Raw genomic sequence first — 18,527 nt, 5'->3', positions numbered from 1 at the left:
GGCAGTCCGAGGAACATGTCCGCGTGGACATGCGGTGAGGCCACGCGCGCGCTCGAGGGTCAGGTCGACAGGCACGAGCGCGAGCGAGCGCATTCTCAGGAGTAGCCGCCCCAGCAGAAGTCGAGCACGCGGCCGAGGCCGTTGGCCTCGCAAAAGTTGTGCGCGGCGGGGTCGCACTCCTGGTCGGCGAGCTGACCGAGGTCCCAGCGGCGCACGCCCGAGCTGCTGCACTGGACCAGGCAGACGTCGTCGGGGGTGTTGCGTGCACAGCTGCTGTCGCCGCAGGCGTGACACTGCGGGGCAGACAGCAGGGCGGCGTCGCCGAGGGCGGCGAGCTGTCGCGCCGGCAGCTGCGAGACGGGCTTGGGTTCGGGGGTGCGGATGATCGGTCCGTCCGGATCGGTGGGCCCGGGGCCCGGGGTACAGCCGCCGATCCACGAGACCGCCACGATCCAGAAGATGAGGCGCGGAGGCGGGAGTCTCATGATGGTTCCTCCGCCGGAGTTCTGATCCGGGTCGAGCGGACGAACAAGTCAAAAGGTCGTATCGCGCGCGCCGCCCGCGTGGGCTGACTTTAAAACATGTGCGGCCGGACATGTCCCGAAGGACATGCCCGACCGCGCTCGTCCAGGACGACGTTCAGTTGACCGCGACGGGCGCGGAGGCGCCGAAGAAGCGCTCCTCGAGGGCGGCCAGGCGGGCGCCGACGCGGCCGTCGCCGGCGATCCCGCGCAGGCGCGAGAACACGCGCGCGGCCGTCCGCTCGGCCAGGCCGCGGACGCGGTAGCGCCAGCTCGAGCGCTCGTCGGCGGTGCCGATGAGGACCTGCAACGAGCTGAGCAGCTCGTGCTCGATGCGATCGACGAGCGGGGTCAGGTCCGGCTTGTCGTGAGTGACGTTGAAGTGGATGAGGTCGGTCAGGCGGCACACACCTGGGTGCGCGCGGCCCGGAAGCGCTCGGGTTGATCGCCGAGGTCGGCGTGGATGCCGTCGGCCAGCGCCTGGATGAAGCCGCGCAGGTTCTGCTCGGCGTCGCGGAGGTGTGCGGCGTCGCGGAGGTCGCGGCGGAGGTCGCCGAGCTCGGCCAGCAAGTCGGCCGCGATGTGGAAGCTGTCGAGCGCGCGCACCGAGGGGGTGCCCGGCGGCAGGGCGCGGTCGAACCGCAGGCGCGGGCGCTCGGCCGAAGTCGAGGCCTCCTCGGCGTCGTCGAAGTGGTCCTCCTGGACGTCGGTCGCCGGCGCCTCGGCCTCGGCGGTCTCGGCAGCCTCGGCCGCGGCGTCGTCGCCGTCCTGGCCGCTGTACTTGCCGGACATGAGGTCGTCGCGGTCGATGAGCCAGCGCGAGCCGACGCGGCGGGCGGGCAGGCGCCCGGTCTGGGCCATGTGCCGCACGGTGCGCTCGCTCTTGCCCAGCAAATCGGCGGCGTCCTTGATCGAGATCTCCATAGAGGTCCTCCTGTGTGCCGGCACTCTAACCGAAGTCGGATCGGGCGCCGCAAAATCGGCAGAAATCTTGCCGGTTGCGGCAGGGCCCCTGCCGTTTCTGGATCCAGCAGCCAGTCTCCCGACCGTGCGAAAGCCCGAGCATCAGTGGGAGACCCGCCGTTTCGTGGCCGTCCGCTCGCCCTCGGTGCCGCCGCCACACGCGGCCGAGGAGGCGGCGCAGGCGTTCGAACTCCGGCCGCGCGGCGGAGGTCACGCACAGGTCGCGGTGTTCTCGCTCGGTCGGCAATTGCTGCCCCGGACCGCGGTCGAGGAGGACCCCGACCTGCTCCACGCGGCCCGCGCCTGGCTCGCCGCGCGCGGCTCTCGCGAGCTTCGTGCGATCGACGAGGAGGGGCAGGCCATCTGCTCGGAACGATTCACGTTGTCCGACCTCGGGTCGAGCGCCTCGCAGGCTGTCCGAAAGGTCATCACGCTGGCGCCGTCGAACGCCGAGCTGGTGGCCAGCCTGGGCTGCTTCGACCGCGTGATCGCGTGCGAGGACTCGTCGGACTCGTTGCCGGAGACGGCCAGGTGCGAGCGCCTCGGGCCGGACCTCGGGCCGGATCTCGATCGCGTGGCCGAGCTGCGACCTGACCTTGTGTTCAGCTCGCTCTCGGTGCCGGGGATGGAGCGGATCGTCACCGGGCTGCGCGCGCGGGGTGCCGCAGCGGGTGCTGGCGCCGCGATCGATCGCCGACGTGATCGCCGAGGTGCGGCTGGCCGGGGCGGACCTCGAGGTGCCGGGCCGGGCCGAAGAAGTGGTGGCGGCGATGGAGGCCGAGGCGGCCGCGCTGCGCCAGCGTCGGCCGCCGCGACCGGCGAGGGTCTACCTCGAGTGGTGGCCGCGGCCGATGTTCACCCCCGGGGCCGCGTGCTTCAGCAACAACCTCATCGACCTGGCCGGGGGGGTCAACGTGTTCGCCGACCGGCCCGGCGCGAGCCTCGAGATCACGCCGGCCGAGCTGGTCGCGGCCGACCCGGACATCTGCTTCGTGTCGTGGTGCGGGGTGGCGATCGACAAGCTCGACCCCGACAACTTGATCCACCGGCCCGGGCTCGAGGCGCTGCGAGCGGCCCGCGCCGGCCGCGTGGTGAAGCTCGACGAGCGCTACTCGGGTCGACCGGGACCGCACATGCTCGAGGCGGCACGCATCATGGCGCGCGCGATCGCCAGCCTGTGATCGCGGAGCGCCGATTTTTTGCGGCGGCGATCGAGGTGTGTAAAGGCTGCACCCATGGTGTCGCTCGAACCGCAGGTCGCCCGTCTCGTCGATGAACTCGCGCAGTACCACGGCCATCGCACGCTCTGGCTCGATCGCCGCGGCTATCTGTGCCACGCAGAGCCGGAGGACGACTTCGAGGATATCGGCTACCAGTACGTGGCGACGCTGCTCAAGCCGACCAGCGACGAGCTGCGCGCCACCATCATGCACTTCACGGCCCGCCGCGCGGCGCGGGTGGGGGCGTGCCCGGTGCCGGGCGCGTTCCACATGCACCCGGTGCCGGTGCTGATGGCGATCTGACCTTCAGGTCATGTGAGGCGCCGTTGGGGCGCTGCGGGTGAAAAGTTTGGGACATGGCCTTCGGGTCATGTGAGGCTCGGGGTCAATCGACGGGGGCCAGCGAAGATCGGAGCGCTGGCCGTCACGTATTGCCGACTGGACCTCGCGGTGGGACGCCGGCCTCGGTCGGTCCGCCGATCCCACGCACGGCTGCGGCCGTGAGGGCCGACACGATCGGTCTCGGTGGAGGATGTCCTTCGGGACACGTTGCTCGGCGCCTGTTCGACGGCCAGGGTTGGCCGCCGAACAGGCGCCTCTTCACGTCCTCCACGGTCCGCTCGGGTCGGTGCGCGTGAGGAAGGGGTGTCGTCGACGACTGCCGGCCGGTGGGGCGGCGGGCGGCGGCGGCGAGCGTGAGCTGGCTTTCAAGCCAGGTCCGCCGATGGCGTGAGCTGGCTTTGAGGTCAGGTGCGCTCGCGGCGGCGGCGCACCGCGGCGAGGGCGAGCAGGAGGGCGAGGGCGGGGGCCGGCTCGTGGGAGCGGCAGCCGCAGCCGCTGTCCGTGTTGCTGCCGCCGGTGTCGCCGTCGCTGCCCTCATCGCGGCCGCCGCTGCTGCTGCTCGAGGTGGTCGGGTCGGTGGTGGCGGTGGTGGTCGGTTCGGTCGGGCCGGTGTCGTCGCTGCCGGTCGGGTCGGCGCCGGTGTCGTCGCTGCCGGTGCTGGTGCCGGCCTCGCAGAACACGCCGGGGCGGACCGGGTCGGCGCTGAAGGTGCGGTTGATGATGTTGGCGCGGCCGCGGGTCTGGCCGACCCACATGTTGATCGAGCGGTCGACGATCTCGTCGATGACCGCGTACTCCTCCTCGCACAGGACCTCGTCCGGGCGCTTGAGGAGGACGAAGGAGATGCCGAACTCGTTGGGGGCGTCGGGGTAGGCGGGGACGCGCTCGCCCTCGGCCTGGATCACCTCGTCGATGGTGACGTCGCGCCGCGTGCCGCTGACGGTGAAGTTCTCGGCCTTGAAGAGGAACGAGTTGGGTTCGGGGCAGGCCTGGTCGGGCAGCGCAGAGTCGATGCAGTCGTGCGGGTCCTCGATGACGAACCACGGCTTCACCTCGGAGGGATCCATGAGGCCCATGAGGTAGAGGTCGAGGTCGCTGAACTCGAACTGGTCGAGCTTGTCGGCGGTGAAGGTGCCGTCGCCGTTGTCGGTCCAGCGGTGGCCCTCGACCGGCGAGCCGTTCGTGTGCATGTAGAAGTTCCAGTGGGCCTGGGAGCGGCCGAGGAGCAGCTCGGTGTTGCCGCCGCCGGCGACGTGCGGGAAGGCCAGCCAGGCGTGGCCGAGCTCCTGGCCGAACACCAGCGAGATCCACCAGTCGTCGATCTCTTCGGTGCCGGTCTTGATGAACTTCCGCCAGTTGTTCATGTGCAGCATGCCGATGAACTGGCTGTTCGGGGTGTCGTCGAAGAACTCGGCCGGGATCACCGGGTCGAAGTCGGCGGCGTGCGAGTAGCCGATGCCGGCGACGTCGTTGGCGAGCGACTGATAGAAGGCGCCGACGCCGTCGACCAGGTCGAAGGTCGAGTAGACGACGATGAACTGGGCGTCGTCCGGGTGCGCGGCGAGGAAGCCCTCTTCGAGCGGGCCATAACCGTTGTAGAAGCCGGTGCGCGAGAACCAGTTGGCGTGCTCGACGGTGCCGTCGTCGTCGAACACCATGAAGTTCTTGCGCTGCTCGACGAACTGGACCGGGCCGGCCTGCGCGGTGTCGACGAGGAGGGGGCCCGAGGCGAGGAGGAGGGCGAACGGCGCGACCAGAGCGAGGCGGGGCACGAGGGCAGGATAGAAGCAGTTGCGCGGACACCCAAGCGGATAAAGTCCGCGGACGCGCGGGACGCCGGCCGCGCCGCGACGTCAGGCCCCGGCGCCCGCGCTCCGCTGCTCGAGCTCCTCCCAGCGCGTGACGAGGGCGGCGGCGCGCTGACGGGCCGCGTCGAGCTTGCGCACCAGGTCCGCGACCTGGTCCTTGCCGGCGCTGTAGACAGTGGGGTCGCCCAGCTTGGCCTCGAGCTCCTGGACCTCGCCCTCGGCGGCCTCGATCTTGCCGAGGATCCCCTCGAGCTCGCGCTTCTCGGAGTAGTTGAGGCCGCGCTTCGCGGCGGGCGCAGCGGTCTTGGCGGCCGCAGGCGCGGCTCGTGCGGCGGGCTGTGGTTCGGGAGCCGCTTCGGTCTCGGCCAGGCGCTCGAGGTAGTCGCTGTAGTTGCCGTGGTGGCGCACGACCCTGCCGTCGCCCTCGAAGGCGAGGATCGAGGTGGCGACGCGATCGAGGAACCAGCGATCGTGGGTGACGATGATCGCGGCGCCGGCGAAGTCGAGCAGCATCTCCTCGACCGCGCCGAGGGTGGCGACGTCGAGGTCGTTGGTGGGCTCGTCGAGGAGGACGAGGTTGGAGGCGCCCGACAACAGCACCGCGAGGGCGACGCGGGCCCGCTCGCCGCCCGACAGCGAGCCGACCTTCTGGGCGTAGGCGCTGGGGTCGAAGAGGAACCGCTCGAGGTAGCGGGCGATGTCGAGCGGGTGACCGCCGCCGAGCTCGAGGCCGCGGCGCCGCTCGGCGATGTTGTCGTAGACGCTGCGGTCGTCGTCGAGGCCGGAGCGGTTCTGGTCGAGGTAGGCGATCGCGGTGTGCTTGCCGCGGACGATCTCGCCGGCGGTCGGGGAGCTGGCCGACGATCGAGCGCAGCAGGGTGGTCTTGCCGCTGCCGTTGGGGCCGACGACGCCGATCCGCTCGCCCTGATTGAGGGCGAGGGTGAAGTCGCGGACGAGGACGCGGCCGAGCTCGAGGGTGACGCCGCGCAGCTCGAGGATCGTCTTGCCGCTGCGAGCTGCCTCGAGGGACAGCTCGACCCGACGCTCGCGCTGCGGGCCCGACTTGGCCAGCTCGGCCTCGGCGCGGTTGACCCGCGCGGTCTGCTTGGTGGTCCGCGCCTTGGGCTGGCGCCGCAACCACTCGAGCTCGCGGCGGAGGAAGTTCTGGCGGTTGGCCTCGGTGCGCTGGGCGTGGGCCATGCGCTCGGCCTTGGCCTCGAGGTAGGCGCCGAAGCCCCCGTCGTAGGCGTAGACCTCGCCGCGGTCGACCTCGAAGGTCCGCGTGCACACGCGGTCGAGGATGTAGCGGTCGTGGGTGATGAGGAGGACGGCGCCGCTGTAGTCCTCGGCGAGGTGGCGCTCGAGCCACTCGATCGCGGCGACGTCGAGGTGGTTGGTCGGCTCGTCGAGCACCGCGAGGTCGGGCCGGCGCGCCAGCAGGGCCGCGAGGGCGACCCGGCGCCGCTCGCCGCCGCTGAGGCGCTCGGTCGGCGCGGCGGGATCGCGGACGCCGAGGCGCGCGAGGTAGGACTCGGCCTCCGCCGCCCGCGACCAACCTCCGCAGCGCTCGATCTCCGCGGCGGCGGCCGCCTGCTCGGCCACCAGGGCGTCGACCGCCGCCCCCGCGGCCCGCTCGAGGCTCGCGGTGGCCGCGTCGTAGCGGGCGCGGGCGGCAGACCACTGGCCGAGGCCGCTGAGGACGGCTTCGAGGGCGGTGAGGCCGGGTGGGAGGCGCGGCTCCTGCTCGAGGTACGCGATCGCGGCGTCGCGGCGGAGGACCACTTCACCGGCGTCGGGGACGTCCAGGCCGGCGAGGATCCGGGCCAGAGTGGTTTTCCCGAGCCGTTGTTGCCGACCAGCCCGACACGCTCGCCGGTCATCAGGGTGAGGTTGACGCCGGCGAGGACGCGACGGACGCCGTAGCTCTTTTCGACCTGGCGCAGGCTTGCGATCGGCACGGGGCGGACTCTACCTCCGCCCGGGCCGCCGGCGCGGCAATGTGGGGGAGGGCACGCCCACCTCGGCGTGCGCCGGCCTGCGAGGCGATCCGCCGGCTCGTGGAGGCCGGCGCGGCATGGCCGCCCGGGCCGCCAATTCCAGGGGGTGAGGTGAAGTCCAGGCCCCAGCCGCGTGAGGTGAAATCGCCGCCGGAGGGGTTCGCGGAGGTTGACAGGGCCCGGGCCGAGGGCGGATCCTGCCTCTGGTCATGACCTCAATCGGCACTCACGGAGCCCGCCGGGTCGCAGCCGGCCTCGCTCCGGTCGCGTCGCGCGTGTGCGTCCGGCGTGTCGCTTGTGGAGTGTCGACGCAACGACGCGGTCCCGCTCAGGGCGCCGCGAGCCACGGCCGACGTGGCGTGCAGTGAAGAGAGAATAGGAGAGAGACAGAAGTGAAAATTTTCGTCGGTGGACTGGCGTGGGCGACGGGCGACGAGAGCCTGCGCGCGGCCTTTGAACCCTTCGGTAAGGTCGACGAGGCGATCGTCGTCAAGGACAAGGAGACCATGCGCAGCCATGGTTTCGGGTTCGTGACGTTCGCCGATGAGGCGGCCGGTCGTGCCGCGCTCGAGGCGATGAACGGCGCGGTGCTCGACGGGCGGACCATCCGCTGCGACGCCGCGGTCGAGCGCGCCCGCAGCGATCGGCCCTCGCGGCCCTTCGTCGAGCGCGCCCCGTCGGGCGGCTTCCAGGGCGGTGGCGGCGGTCCCCGCGGTGGCGGCGGCGGCGGCGGCGGCCGTGACTGGGGCGGCGGCGGCGGCGGCGGCGGTGGTCGCGGCGGCGGCGGCGGCGGCTATGGCGGCGGCGGCGGCGGCGGTGGTCGCGGCGGCGGCGGCGGTGGTCGCGGCGGCGGCGGCGGCGGCGGTCGTGGCGGTCGTGGCGGCCGGCGGCGCGACGACGACTACGGCGACGACTGAGTCCTGCGTCGACAACTGAGCAAGTGCGCCGCCCCGGGGAGACCCCGCGGCGGCGCGCTCGCTTGGGTCGCCGGCATCGCGTGGCCGGGAGCGGCGGTCGCAGATCGAGCTGGTCCAAAGGACAGCTCCCCTGCGTCGGTGCGGGGGGCGCGCGAGCGACCGGGCGCGCGAGAGCTGTCTATTGGGGCATGTCCGAACGGCTAGGCCGGGACCTCGATGACGGCGGGGACCACCAGCTCGTGGCGGATCACCGTGCCGTCGGGCTTGAAGTAGAGCTCGTGCAGGCGACCGCCGGCCTCGAACTCGATCTCGTACTCGTCGCCGGCCCCGGTGAGGGTCTTCTTCTCGACCTCCTTGATCGCAACGCCGGGGTGAGCCTTGGCGAAGGCGGCGCGCACGGGCTCGGGGAGGGCCTTGGCGTCGATGTGGCACTCGGTGTAGACGACGCCGCCGTCGGCTCTCGCGCTGAGCTCGCACTGCTGCTTGTCGGCGGTCTCGACCTCGACCTCGTGCAGGCGGCCGTGCGGGACCACGTGTTCGGTCTCGTAGCGCAGGACCTTGGCGCCGGGGTAGGTGGCTTCGAGCTGCTTGCGCACCGCCTCGGGCACGGCGGCGGGGTCCTGGTGATAGACGGACAGGTAGCGCACCGAGCCGTCCTTCTCGAGCTCGACCTTGATCTTCTCGACACCCTGGGCCGTGCCGGCGGTGCGTACGAGTTCGGTGTCGAGCTGGCCGGGGCCCGTGGGCGCGGGCGCGGGCGCGGGCGGCGGAGCCGGGGTGACCTCGGCAGGCGGGGGCGCGGCGACTTTGCTCGGAACCGGGGTGGGCTCGGCCTTGCTCGCGGTCCCCGGGCCGCATGCGGCGAGGAGCAGGCCGGCGACGCCGAGCGCCAGGATACCGTGGTGATGCATGGTGCGAATGACTCCTCTTCCAAGTGTACACTCATGCGGTGCGGGCGCCGTCGATCCGGCTGGCGCGGCCTGCTGACCTCGCCGCGATCGCCACGGTCCATGCTGCCTCGGTGCGAGCGCTGTGCGCCGGCCACTACTCGCCGCAGGCGATCGAGCAGTGGCTCGCGCCGAGCCCGGGGCTGTACGACCGCATGCTGCGCTCGTCGACGGTCTACGTGGCCGAGCGCGCCGGGCGAGTGGTGGCGTTCGCGGCCGTCCGCCTGGCGACCCGCGAGGTGCGAGCGATGTACGTCAGCCCGGACGCGACCGGCGGCGGGCTCGGCCTGCGGCTGATGCAGCGGGTCGAGCGAGTGGCGCGGGCGTTCGGCGCCGCCGAGCTGCGCCTGTCGGCCACGCTCAACGCGGTCGGCTTCTACGAGCGGCTCGGCTGGCGCCGCGACCCCCGCGACGCCGGCACGCGGCCGCCGCAGCGCTGCGTGGCGATGCGCAAGCGGTTGACGTGAAGGCCGGCGGGGGCGGGGCGAGCGGGCGAGATGTCCTGGAGGACAGGTGCTTCGGAGGCGAAGGTGACGCGGGACGACGGCTGACCCGAGAGACAGGTGAATCGCGGGCGTCGAGGCCGGGGCAGGATGTGTTGTCCCGAGAGACAGGTGAATTCGGAGCCGTCGCGTTCGCGCGCGAGTGGTGTCCGAGAGAGCGGCCGGTCCGAGGGGCGGGTGACGGGTGCGAATTGGGCTGTCCCCGGAGACAGATGAATTCCGACCCGCCGCGCGCGAGTGCTGCCCCGAGAGCTCGTCGAGTCCGAGGGCGCCGGTGAGGGGGAGAAACGGGATGTCTCGAGAGACAGGTCGATCATCCGCGGGCCTGAGGCTGCGAGGCCTCGCCTGTCGCGCTCGCATGGGCTCGTCGCCACGGGCGCGTCCGGAGCGGCTCGTGTGAAAGCGCGCGCGAACGAACCGCGGCTGCGGCGGCGCGCGCTCCGGTCGCACGGGTCGTCAGGCGGCGGCGCCGGGGTACATTCGCGCGCCCATGACGAGCGCGATGGTCCGCCTGTTCCCGCCCCGTACGCCCGCCGCCGTGCTGATCGCGGGGTGGGGCATGCTCGGGGTGGTCGCGCTGCTGGCGAGCGCGCTCGCCCGCCTGACGCCGCTGGCGATCGAGCCGCTGACGACCGGGATGACGCCGCTGCAGTGGGCGCTGTACATCGGCTGGTCGCTGTTCAACCTGTACGCCGAGGGCTACAAGGGCTTCCAGAAGGCGTTCGTGCCGCGCTCGGTGGCGCGGGCGTTCTACCTGGCCCGCTACCCGCGACCGCTGCACGTGGCGCTCGCGCCGCTGTTCTGCATGGGGCTGTTCCACGCCAACCGCAAGCGGCTCATCCTGTCGTGGGGCCTGGTGATCGGAGTGACCGCGCTCGTCACCCTGGTCCGCGGCCTGGACCAACCGTGGCGCGGGATCGTCGACGCGGGGGTGGTGCTCGGGCTGTCCTACGGGACAGTCGCGCTGCTGATCGCGTTCGTCGCGGTGCTGCGCGGGCGGCCGATCACCGTGTCGCCCCAGGTGCCGGACGGGGCGCCGCAGTAAGCTGGCCCTCGAGACAGGCTATCCGGGAGGCCAGGCGCGACGCGCCCGGAGGACGCTCAGTTGTGCGAGACGAGGCTGTACTCGACGCACTCGTCCTGGGTCGGCTTGTCGATGCGGACGTAGACCTGGAGGTCGTCGGAGCTGCCGGAGCAGTTGAAGTCGGACACGGTGAAGGTCGCGCCGCCGCAGCAGCCGGGGCGCAGGGCGCCGGACAGGGCGGTCTGCGTGCCCTCGGGGCAGGTGATCTCGGTGCCGACGGCGCCGCCCTGGTCGCACTCGATGAACTGACACACGCGCACGGTCGCGGACGAGGTGACCTTGACGGTCGGCTCGGCGACGTGGCCGAAGGTGTCGAGGGCGTGGTAGGTGTACCAGTCGACGTCGCCGGCGCCGCTGAGCACGCCCTCGGCCATGACGGTGATGTCGTCGTCGTCGGTGATCTCGCCCAGGTCCTGGGCGTTCGCCTCGGTGTCGTCGGGCTCGCCGAGGTCGCCGTCGCAGGCGACGGCGGGCACGCAGATGCCGTCGACGCACTCGAGGTCGTCGGCGCAGGCGTCACCGTCGCACACGCAGTTGGCCTGCCCGGGGTCGCAGATCGGGCCGGTCGTGCCGGTGGGCTCGTCGGTGGTGCTGCCGGTGGTCGTCGTCGAGGTCGAGGTCGAGTCGCCGGTCGTGGTGCCGTCGCTGGTGGTCGGCGTCGCACCGGTCGAGGTGCCGGTCGTCGTGGTCGAGTCGGCGGTGGTCGACGGATCGGTGCCCGCGGTGGCCGTGGTGACGCCGCTGTTGCTGCCGCTGTCGCCCGGCTCGTCGCCGGTGCTGCAAGCGAAGAGGGCGAGCGAGGTGAGGAGCAGCGTCGCGCGTGTCATTTCAGTTCACTGCATACGGGATGTTGAGGGCGAACGGGGCGATCTCGGCGTCGAACTGCTGGCCGTCGTCGGTGACCATCTGGTAGGTGCCGCGCATGGTGCCGTAGGCGGTCTTGAGCGGGCAGCCCGAGGTGTACTCGAACGACTCGCCGGGCGCGAGGACCGGCTGGGCCCCGACGACGCCGGCGCCGCGGACCTCCTCGGTGCGGCCGTTGGCGTCGGTGATGACCCAGTGACGGCTGACGAGCTGCACCGTGTCGATGCCCTCGTTGGAGATCTTCACGGTATAGGCGAAGAACCACTGCCGCTCGCTCTGGCCGGCGTGCGAGTGTTCGGGGAGGTACTGCGACGCGACGCGCACGCGCACGCCGTTGGTGATCGCCTCGGAGGTCGACACGCGGCATCTATACGCCGCGCGCACGCCCGCCGACAAGCGGGCCCGGACTCGCGCGTTTCGGCGTGGTGACCCGCCGCGGCGCCGCTTCGGCGCGGCGGCGCAAGAATTCTCATTCGCCGGTCGGCGCGGCGCAGGCCTCGGCCTCGGCCTCGCAGCCGGCGGGATTGTCGTCCATGAGGAGGAAGCCGATGCACGCCAGACACACCGGGTCCATCAAGGTGTCGGCGCTGCAAGCCTCGCTCTCGAAGCACGACATGCCGACGCAGAGGGCCAGCTCGAAGGCCTTGCCGGCCTCTTCGGGCGACAGGCCGTCGGCGCACATCTGGGCGCACTCGAGGTCGAGGCCGAGAGCGCACGGGAGGACGCAGTCGAGCAGCTCGCCGCAGGTCGGCGGCGGCTCCGGCGCGAGGGTGGTGCTGCTGCCGCCGGTGGTGGTGTCGCCGCCGGTGGTGGTCGTCGTGGTCGTGAGCTCGCCGGTGGTCGGCGGTTCACCGGTGGTGGTCGTGGTGCCGGTGCTGGTGCTGGTGCTGTCGGGCTGGTCGAGCCCGCCGAGCAGGTCGTCGCTGTTGCAGGCGGTGCTGATGCAGGGAGCGACGACCAGGGCGAGGAGCGACGCACGACGCGACATGCGTCCGCCACGATAGCAGGTGCAAGCCCTGGCCGGGGGGAAGGCGCCTGAGAAGCCGCACGCGCGCGGGCGCGAGGCGAGTTCGGCGGGCGGTAGTACACTGCCGGGATGCCGCTGACAGAGGCGCTGCGAGACAGGATCCAGGGGCTCATCACCGCCGATTCGGTGGTGCTGTTCATGAAGGGCACGCGGTTCCGACCGGCGTGCGGCTTCTCGGCCGGCGTGGTCGAGGTGCTGGACTCGCTGGTGCCGGGATGGACCAGCGTCGACGTGCTGGCCGACGCGGAGCTGCGCGAGGGGATCAAGGAGTTCTCGGCGTGGCCGACGATCCCGCAGCTCTACGTGCGCGGCGAGTTCGTCGGCGGCGCCGACATCGTCCGCGAGATGCACGCGTCGGGCGAGCTGGCGACGCTGCTCGGGACGCCGGAGGTGAAGCCGCCGCAGGTGCAGGTGAGCGCGCGCGGCCGGGGTGTTCCGCGAGGTCACCGCCGAGGCGGGCCCGGGCGAGGCCATCCGCGTGCGCATCAGCCCGCGCTTCGAGCACGACCTGGCCGTCGAGGGCCGCGAGCCCGGCGACCTCGAGGTCACCGTGGAGGGCATCACGCTGCTGTTCGATCGCATGAGCGCCGCCCGGGCCGAGGGCCTGCGCCTCGACTTCGTCGAGCGCGACGGGGAGGCCGGCTTCGCCATCGAGAACCCCAACGCGCCGGCGCAGGTGCGCCCCATCACCGCGCGCGAACTGCAGGGCAAGCTCGCGCAGGGCGCGGTGCGGCTGTTCGACGTGCGCACGCCGCAGGAGCAGGCCATCGCGGCGATCGCCGGGGCGCGCCTGGTCGACGAGGCGGTGCGCGCGGAGATCCTGGAGCTCGATCGCGGGACGCCGCTGGCGTTCCACTGCCACCACGGGGTGCGCTCGCAGGCGGCCGCGGAGTTCTTCGTCAGCCAGGGCTTCCGCGAGGTCTACAACCTCCGCGGCGGGATCGACGCCTGGTCGCGCGAGGTCGACTCCGCGGTGCCGCGCTACTGACCCGTCGCGCGCGTCCGGGCCCGCCAGCGTTGCGCTTGACCGGCCCGGATCGGTAAACTAGCGTCCTCGGCATCCGCGCCATGTCCTTCGCTTCTTCTGCCGTTCGATTGTTGTCGCGCCCTGTCCTCGGGGCCATGTCGCTCCTGCTCGCGGTCGGCCTCGGCGGGTGCGCCAGCCCGTGCGAGCGCCTGAGCCAGGGGGTGTGCGCCGGCGGCGACGCCGACTACTGCGCGGCCGTCGACGCCTGGCTGGCCACCCGCCTGGTCGACCCCGCCACCAAGGAGCCGCTGGTCGGCGAGGCGCGGGACCAGATGTGCGGGGCCATCTACGACAACGTCGAGATGTTCTACGCCTACCAGTTCAAGGCCAAGCAGAAGATCCTCGGCGAGCCCGACTTCATCCTGGCGTCGCAGAAGAAGGCGCAGGAGGAGGCCGAGGCCTACGAAGAGGCGAGCAAGAAGATCAACGAGGAGCCGGGGGAGTCGCCCGGCGGCGCGAACATGTCCGATTGAGCAGGGCCTTCGGGGCAGGCTCGAGCGGGCAGGTCGGAACGGTCAGCGGCGATCTCGGTGACGGCGGCGGCGTCGTCGCAGGTGCTCGATGGGCGCGGGTCGAGAGCCCGTCTGATGAGACAGGTTGCGAGCGCGCGCGGCGGCAAGGTCGAGAGCCTGTCCGATGAGACGGGTGTCCGAGCGGCGTGTCGTACGCAGGTCGATGGCCTGTCTGATGAGACAGGTTACGGCGCCGCGCGGGACGCGAGAGGCGGTGGGGTCGAGAGTCTGTCTTATGAGACAGGTCGCGGTGCCGCGCCGGGCGCGAGGGGGAGGCGGCGAGGTCGAGAGCCTGTCTGATGAGACAGGTCGCGGGGCCGCGCAGGACGCGAGGGTGAGGCGGCGAGGTCGAGAGCCTGTCTGATGAGGCAGGTCGCGGTGCCGCGCAGGACGCGAGGACGAGGCGGCGGGGTCGGGAGCCTGTCCGATGAGGCAGGTCGCGGGACCGCGCAGGACGCGGAAGGTGCCGCGAGGCGCTCGCGTCAGGCCGCAGGCGGGCGCGTCGGGACCGGCAGGCGCCGGTCGCCCAGGCGCAGGGCGACGGGGTCGCCGTCGTCGAGCCAGGGGGCGAGGTCGGCGAGGGCGGTGTTGGTGAAGCGGACGCTGAGGGGGCGGCCGCTGGGCTCGGCGGGGACGCTGCAGCGCAGGCCCTGGCCGGGCTCCTCCCACAGGGTGTCGGGGTCGAGCGGGAGGTCGCGGCCGTCGTCGAGGTGGAGCTGCGGCGCGCCGTCGCCGGCGCGGGTGACCCGGAGGGCGCGCAGCAGGCAGTCCTCGACCTGGAGGTAGCACCACTGCTCGCCGACCCGCAGGCTGGGCTCGCCGGCGGGCGTGACGTCGAGGCCGCGGAGGAACAGCGCGCGCACGCCGGGGTGGGTGACGGGGTCGTCCTCGAAGAAGAACTGACCGCGCCGGTCGAGCCGCAGCGGGACCTGGCGCCTGAGCCGCTCGAGGGTGTCGGGATCGAGGGTCGTCATCGCGGTCGTGAGTGTACGCGCACAGCGCCCGTGTGCACGCCCCTGGAGTTCGGCGATAACCCGCGGCCGTGAGCATCGTCGTGTTCGAGAACGTGTCGCTGGGCTTCGGCAAGAAGACCATCGTCGAGGCTCTGAACCTGCGGATCGGGCGCGAGGACCGGATCGGCCTCATCGGCCCCAACGGGTCCGGCAAGTCGACGCTGCTGCGCATGCTGGCCAACGAGCAGGGCACCGACCGCGGCACGATCCGCTTCGCGCGCGCGGTGCGGGTCGGCTACCTGTCGCAGGACCTCAAGCTCGGCGGCGGGCAGACGCTGACGAGCTTCGTGGTCGGCAGCGTGCCCGGGCGTGCCGAGCTCGAGCGTGCGCTGGCCGAGGCCGAGCGCGAGATGGCGACGGCGGAGCAGAGCGGCGACGAGGATACGATGATGACCGCGGCCGAGCGGCTGGCCGACGCGCACACGCGGACCGCCGACTTCGACACGCAGTACACCGAGCACGAGGCGCTGCGGATCCTCGCCGGCCTCGGCTTCCAGCCGGAGGACGCGGGGCGCGACCTCGACGAGTTCAGCGGCGGGTGGAAGATGCGGGCGGTGCTGGCGTCGCTGCTGTTCCAGCAGCCCGACCTGCTGCTGCTCGACGAGCCGACCAACCACCTCGACCTGCCGTCGGTGGCGTGGTTCGCGGCCTACCTCAAGCGCTACCGGCGGGCGTTCGTGCTGGTGTCGCACGACCGCGAGTTCCTCAACGAGCAGATCGATCGCGTGGTCAGCTTCGAACCGGAGGGGATCCGCCAGTTCAGCGGCGACTACGAGGGCTACAAGCGCCAGCGCGCCGAGGAAGAGGTGGTGCTCGAGAACAAGGCCAAGAACCTGGCCCGCGAGCGCGAGAAGACCGAGCAGTTCATCGAGCGCTTCCGGGCCCAGGCCACCAAGGCGGCGGCGGTGCAGAGCCGGATCAAGATGCTCGAGAAGATGGACGAGGTCCGCCTGTTCGAGCGCCGCCAGGTGATGGGGTTCGACTTCCCGCCGTGCGAGCGCACCGGCAACGAGAGCCTGCGCGTCGACGGGTTGCGCAAGGCCTACGGCGCGCGCGTGGTGCTCGACAAGGTCGACCTCAGCGTCCGCCGCGGCGAGAAGATCGGCATCATCGGCGTCAACGGGGCCGGCAAGACCACGCTGCTGCGCACCATCGCCGGCGAGCTGCAGGCCGACGGCGGCAGCATCACGTTCGGCAACAAGATCAAGGTCGGCTACTACGCGCAGCACCACGCCGACGCGCTCCGCAGCGAGCGCACGGTGTTCGAGGAGGTCGCGGCCGTCGACCCCAGCGCCGGGCAGACGCGCGTGCGCACGATCCTCGGCGCGTTCCTGTTCAGCGGCGACGACGTGGAGAAGCCGATCCGCGTGCTGTCGGGCGGCGAGCGGGCCCGCGTGGCCCTGGCCAAGCTGCTGCTCAAGCCGGGCAACCTGCTGCTGATGGACGAGCCGACCAACCACCTCGACCTCGAGTCGAGCGAGAGCCTGGCCGAGGCGCTCAAGACCTACGACGGCACGCTGCTGTTCGTCAGCCACAACCGCAGCTTCGTGCGCGCGCTGGCGACCCGGATCTGGGACGTCGAGGGCGGCAAGGTCGAGACCTACCCGGGCACGCTCGACGAGTACATGGACTCGAGCCGCCGCCGCCGCGAGGGCGAGCCGCCGGCGGCGCCGGGCCGGACCGCGGGTCCGAGCCGTCCTCCGGAACATGTTCAAAGGGCAGGTCCGAAGCGCCAGGTCGCAACGACAAGGTCCCGGCGGACAGGTCCGAACCGCCCAGGCCGGGTCGCGACGCCCGCCGGCGCGAGGCCGAGCGCCGAAGCGAACGTAACCGCGTGCTCGGACCCCTCCGCAAGCGCGTCGCGGCGATGGAAGGGGAGATCGCGGCGCTGGAGGCCGAGCAGCGCCGTCGCAGCGCTCTGCTCGCAGATCCGGCGACCTACGCCGACAACGACCGCCGCAACGAATTGCTCGACGGCTATCGCCGCGACGCGACTGCGCTTGAGGAGCTCACCGCTCGCTGGGAGGTCGCGCAGGCCGAACTCGAAGGAATGGAAGCCGAGGTCGCGGGCGAGGCGTGAGCGAATACCCCTTCAGGGTCGCTCTGACTCGCATTGTCAGGCTCCAGATTTGCCTACTTCGTTCTGCGAGGAATTCAGCGCGGGTGCTGTCGCCGCTTGAGCGGCGGATCACGATAACGTCGCACATGCCCTCGCACGCCGCGTTCGCGGCGTAACGCCGAGCACGCTGCTATAGTGCCGTGATGCCGATTCTGGAGGGCGCGATGTCGAAACGATTGACGTGGCTGACCGGTGTGGCGGCGAGCATGCTGAGCGCGGGCTGCGACGTGCCGCAGGCGGGCGAGTGCGCCTGCGACGACGAGGCGCTGAGCGTGCGCGAGACGCAGATGAACGGGACGCGGCTGAACGGGACGCGGCTGAACGGGACGCGGCTGAACGGGACGCGGCTGAACGGGACGCGGCTGAACGGACCCGACGGATCGCTCGATTACATCGAGATCGAGAAGATCAAGCTGCGCAAGGAGACCTACACCGTCGAGTCGAGCTGGCTGGAAGGGAGCAACCTGCACGTCAAGACGACGACCAAGGAGACGTTCGCGGGGACCCAGATCGACTCGGCGAAGATCAAGTTCGACCTGTTGGAGGACGGGACGTCGCGGAAGAAGACGGTCAAGGTCCTCGACGTCGAGCCGCTGTCGCCCGGCTCGGACGTGCTGCTCTACGACCTCTCGCTCAAGGTCGACGAGAAGGAGTGGCAGCCGCTTTGCGTCGACAACGCCGGCGAGCCGACGCAGGCGATCCTGCTGGCAGATGTGTGGGACGCGTCCACCGGCGATCGCCTGACCGCGACTGGCGACGGGCTGACGTTCGCCTGCCGCGACGCGGCGCTGGCGAAGTGCGTCGAGTGGGGCTATAAGCCGTGGGATCCCGATCTGCGCCAGCTCCACCAGGCTTGTACGCGCCTGGTCCGCGCCGATTATTGCGGCGACGGCGTGTCGCACACGTCGACGGGGACGCTGGTCCACGTGCTCGATCAGGTCGGCGTCCAGACCATCGATCCGGACCGCCAATTCGTGGTCGAGGCCGAGTGGGGCCCCGACGGCGCGGTGTGCCTGAACAGCGCCAACATGCGACTCGGAGCGCAACAGATCGGCTGCAGCCTCCCGGCGTGCGGCGGCGACTTCGCCTCGGGCGGTCTTATCCAGAGCGGCAAGATCGTGGTAGGTCCGTAGATGGCCGGATGAGCGAGGCGAGCCCAGATCCCGCGTCCATCGGCCCCTTCCTCGTGGAGCGCAAGCTCGGCGAAGGGGCCATGGGCGTGGTGTTCGTCGGCTACGATCGCAAGCTCGAGCGCAAGGTGGCGCTCAAGCTGGTCCGCAAGCAGCTGCTCGACAACCCGGCGGTGCGCGAGCGGATGAGCCGCGAGGCGCAGGCGATGGCCCGCCTGTCGAACCCGCACGTGGTGCAGGTCTACCAGGTCGGCGAGCACGACGGCGGCATCTACATGGCGATGGAGTACGTCGAGGGCGAGACGCTCTCGGAGTGGCTCCGCAGCGCGCCGCGGCCGTGGCAGCTGATCCTGCGCACGCTGTGCGACGCCGGCCGCGGCCTGGCGGCGGCGCACGCGGCGGGGCTCGTCCATCGCGACTTCAAGCCCGACAACGTGCTGGTCGACGCGGCCGGCCGCGCGCGCGTCCTCGACTTCGGGCTGGTGCAGGCGGAGGGCAGCCCCGACGAGCTGGCGGAACGGTCGGCGATCGA

General features: G+C 71.7%; 19 protein-coding genes and 5 pseudogenes. 12 read left to right on the top strand and 12 right to left on the bottom strand.

The features are described 5' to 3' along the window. Positions 1-95: 95 nt before the first annotated feature. The 3 genes from OV079_RS14770 to OV079_RS14760 form a co-directional block, all read right to left on the bottom strand. Positions 96-485, bottom strand: a complete 390-nt coding sequence (locus OV079_RS14770) for a hypothetical protein (RefSeq protein ID WP_267769175.1) — start codon at positions 483-485, stop codon at positions 96-98. A 154-nt stretch (positions 486-639) separates the two neighbouring features. Next, a complete protein-coding gene (locus OV079_RS14765; RefSeq protein ID WP_267769174.1) occupies positions 640-930 on the bottom strand; it encodes a hypothetical protein in 291 nt (96 codons plus the stop codon). Next, positions 918-1,445, bottom strand: coding sequence for a helix-turn-helix domain-containing protein (locus OV079_RS14760; RefSeq protein ID WP_267769173.1), 528 nt, complete (start codon positions 1,443-1,445; stop codon positions 918-920). Before OV079_RS14760 ends, OV079_RS14765 begins: the two co-directional genes overlap by 13 nt. A 698-nt stretch (positions 1,446-2,143) precedes the next feature. Between OV079_RS14760 and OV079_RS14755 the strand changes: the two genes are divergently transcribed. Next, entirely contained in the window at positions 2,144-2,665 is a 522-nt protein-coding gene (locus OV079_RS14755) for an ABC transporter substrate-binding protein (RefSeq protein ID WP_267769171.1), read from the top strand. 54 nt (positions 2,666-2,719) lie between these two features. Then, positions 2,720-3,007: a hypothetical protein gene (locus OV079_RS14750; protein WP_267769170.1), complete on the top strand. Its 288-nt coding sequence runs from the start codon at positions 2,720-2,722 to the stop codon at positions 3,005-3,007. A 443-nt stretch (positions 3,008-3,450) separates the two neighbouring features. Here the strand turns inward: OV079_RS14750 and OV079_RS55885 are convergent, their stop codons facing one another. The 4 genes and pseudogenes from OV079_RS55885 to OV079_RS14730 all read right to left on the bottom strand — a co-directional run. Next, positions 3,451-4,818: an MYXO-CTERM sorting domain-containing protein gene (locus OV079_RS55885; protein WP_267769168.1), complete on the bottom strand. Its 1,368-nt coding sequence runs from the start codon at positions 4,816-4,818 to the stop codon at positions 3,451-3,453. A gap of 81 nt (positions 4,819-4,899) precedes the next feature. Further along, positions 4,900-5,454, bottom strand: coding sequence for an ATP-binding cassette domain-containing protein (locus tag OV079_RS14740; RefSeq protein WP_267778542.1), 555 nt, complete (start codon positions 5,452-5,454; stop codon positions 4,900-4,902). A 9-nt stretch (positions 5,455-5,463) separates the two neighbouring features. Further along, a pseudogene (locus tag OV079_RS14735) lies at positions 5,464-5,664 on the bottom strand (ABC-F family ATP-binding cassette domain-containing protein); the annotation flags it as partial. Positions 5,665-5,749: 85 nt separating this feature from the next. Beyond that, positions 5,750-6,637: pseudogene (locus OV079_RS14730) on the bottom strand (ATP-binding cassette domain-containing protein); the annotation flags it as partial. Positions 6,638-7,244: 607 nt separating this feature from the next. Here OV079_RS14730 and OV079_RS14725 point away from each other — a divergent pair. Further along, positions 7,245-7,769 carry an RNA recognition motif domain-containing protein gene (locus tag OV079_RS14725; RefSeq protein WP_267769166.1) on the top strand — a complete coding sequence of 175 codons (525 nt, stop codon included), beginning with the start codon at positions 7,245-7,247 and terminating at the stop codon, positions 7,767-7,769. A 200-nt stretch (positions 7,770-7,969) separates the two neighbouring features. Here OV079_RS14725 and OV079_RS14720 read toward each other — a convergent pair whose 3' ends face one another. Continuing rightward, positions 7,970-8,680, bottom strand: a complete 711-nt coding sequence (locus tag OV079_RS14720) for a PepSY-like domain-containing protein (protein ID WP_267769163.1) — start codon at positions 8,678-8,680, stop codon at positions 7,970-7,972. A 38-nt stretch (positions 8,681-8,718) separates the two neighbouring features. Between OV079_RS14720 and OV079_RS14715 the strand changes: the two genes are divergently transcribed. Beyond that, positions 8,719-9,183 carry a GNAT family N-acetyltransferase gene (locus OV079_RS14715; RefSeq protein WP_267769160.1) on the top strand — a complete coding sequence of 155 codons (465 nt, stop codon included), beginning with the start codon at positions 8,719-8,721 and terminating at the stop codon, positions 9,181-9,183. A 526-nt stretch (positions 9,184-9,709) separates the two neighbouring features. Continuing rightward, entirely contained in the window at positions 9,710-10,264 is a 555-nt protein-coding gene (locus OV079_RS14710; RefSeq protein ID WP_267769158.1) for a hypothetical protein, read from the top strand. A gap of 56 nt (positions 10,265-10,320) precedes the next feature. Here OV079_RS14710 and OV079_RS14705 read toward each other — a convergent pair whose 3' ends face one another. The 3 genes from OV079_RS14705 to OV079_RS14695 all read right to left on the bottom strand — a co-directional run bounded on the left by OV079_RS14705 (position 10,321) and on the right by OV079_RS14695 (position 12,155). Further along, positions 10,321-11,130 (bottom strand): hypothetical protein, encoded by an 810-nt coding sequence (locus OV079_RS14705; protein WP_267769157.1) that lies wholly within the window; start codon positions 11,128-11,130, stop codon positions 10,321-10,323. 1 nt (position 11,131) lies between these two features. Continuing rightward, positions 11,132-11,527 (bottom strand): Co2+/Mg2+ efflux protein ApaG, encoded by a 396-nt coding sequence (apaG, locus tag OV079_RS14700; RefSeq protein ID WP_267769156.1) that lies wholly within the window; start codon positions 11,525-11,527, stop codon positions 11,132-11,134. 109 nt (positions 11,528-11,636) lie between these two features. Beyond that, positions 11,637-12,155, bottom strand: a complete 519-nt coding sequence (locus tag OV079_RS14695; protein WP_267769154.1) for a hypothetical protein — start codon at positions 12,153-12,155, stop codon at positions 11,637-11,639. A 108-nt stretch (positions 12,156-12,263) separates the two neighbouring features. Here OV079_RS14695 and OV079_RS53980 point away from each other — a divergent pair. From OV079_RS53980 to OV079_RS14680, 3 genes and pseudogenes are all read left to right on the top strand, one after another. Then, positions 12,264-12,512: pseudogene (locus OV079_RS53980) on the top strand (glutaredoxin family protein); the annotation flags it as partial. A gap of 112 nt (positions 12,513-12,624) precedes the next feature. Beyond that, complete coding sequence (locus OV079_RS14685; RefSeq protein ID WP_267769153.1) at positions 12,625-13,182, top strand: rhodanese-like domain-containing protein; 558 nt, start codon at positions 12,625-12,627, stop codon at positions 13,180-13,182. Between the two features lie 134 nt (positions 13,183-13,316). After that, complete coding sequence (locus OV079_RS14680; protein ID WP_267769151.1) at positions 13,317-13,694, top strand: hypothetical protein; 378 nt, start codon at positions 13,317-13,319, stop codon at positions 13,692-13,694. 521 nt (positions 13,695-14,215) lie between these two features. Here the strand turns inward: OV079_RS14680 and OV079_RS14675 are convergent. After that, the gene (locus OV079_RS14675; protein ID WP_267769150.1) at positions 14,216-14,707 is read right to left on the bottom strand and encodes a hypothetical protein; all 492 of its coding nucleotides are present in this window, start codon (positions 14,705-14,707) and stop codon (positions 14,216-14,218) included. A gap of 68 nt (positions 14,708-14,775) precedes the next feature. Here OV079_RS14675 and OV079_RS55880 point away from each other — a divergent pair. The 4 genes and pseudogenes from OV079_RS55880 to OV079_RS57895 all read left to right on the top strand — a co-directional run. Beyond that, positions 14,776-16,143 (top strand): annotated as a pseudogene (locus OV079_RS55880) (ABC-F family ATP-binding cassette domain-containing protein); the annotation flags it as partial. A gap of 470 nt (positions 16,144-16,613) precedes the next feature. Beyond that, entirely contained in the window at positions 16,614-16,826 is a 213-nt protein-coding gene (locus OV079_RS55875; protein WP_338089078.1) for an ABC transporter C-terminal domain-containing protein, read from the top strand. Positions 16,827-17,008: 182 nt separating this feature from the next. Continuing rightward, positions 17,009-17,998, top strand: coding sequence for an ADYC domain-containing protein (locus OV079_RS14665; protein WP_267769148.1), 990 nt, complete (start codon positions 17,009-17,011; stop codon positions 17,996-17,998). 8 nt (positions 17,999-18,006) lie between these two features. Then, positions 18,007-18,492, top strand: a pseudogene (locus tag OV079_RS57895) (serine/threonine-protein kinase); the annotation flags it as partial. Positions 18,493-18,527 lie beyond the last annotated feature (35 nt).

Source organism: Nannocystis pusilla, assembly GCF_026626665.1.
In the GTDB taxonomy this organism is placed as follows: Bacteria; Myxococcota_A; Polyangia; order Nannocystales; family Nannocystaceae; genus Nannocystis; species Nannocystis pusilla.
Note: the sequence above shows the minus strand (reverse complement) of the source record. Positions and strands in the feature narration are given on the sequence as shown.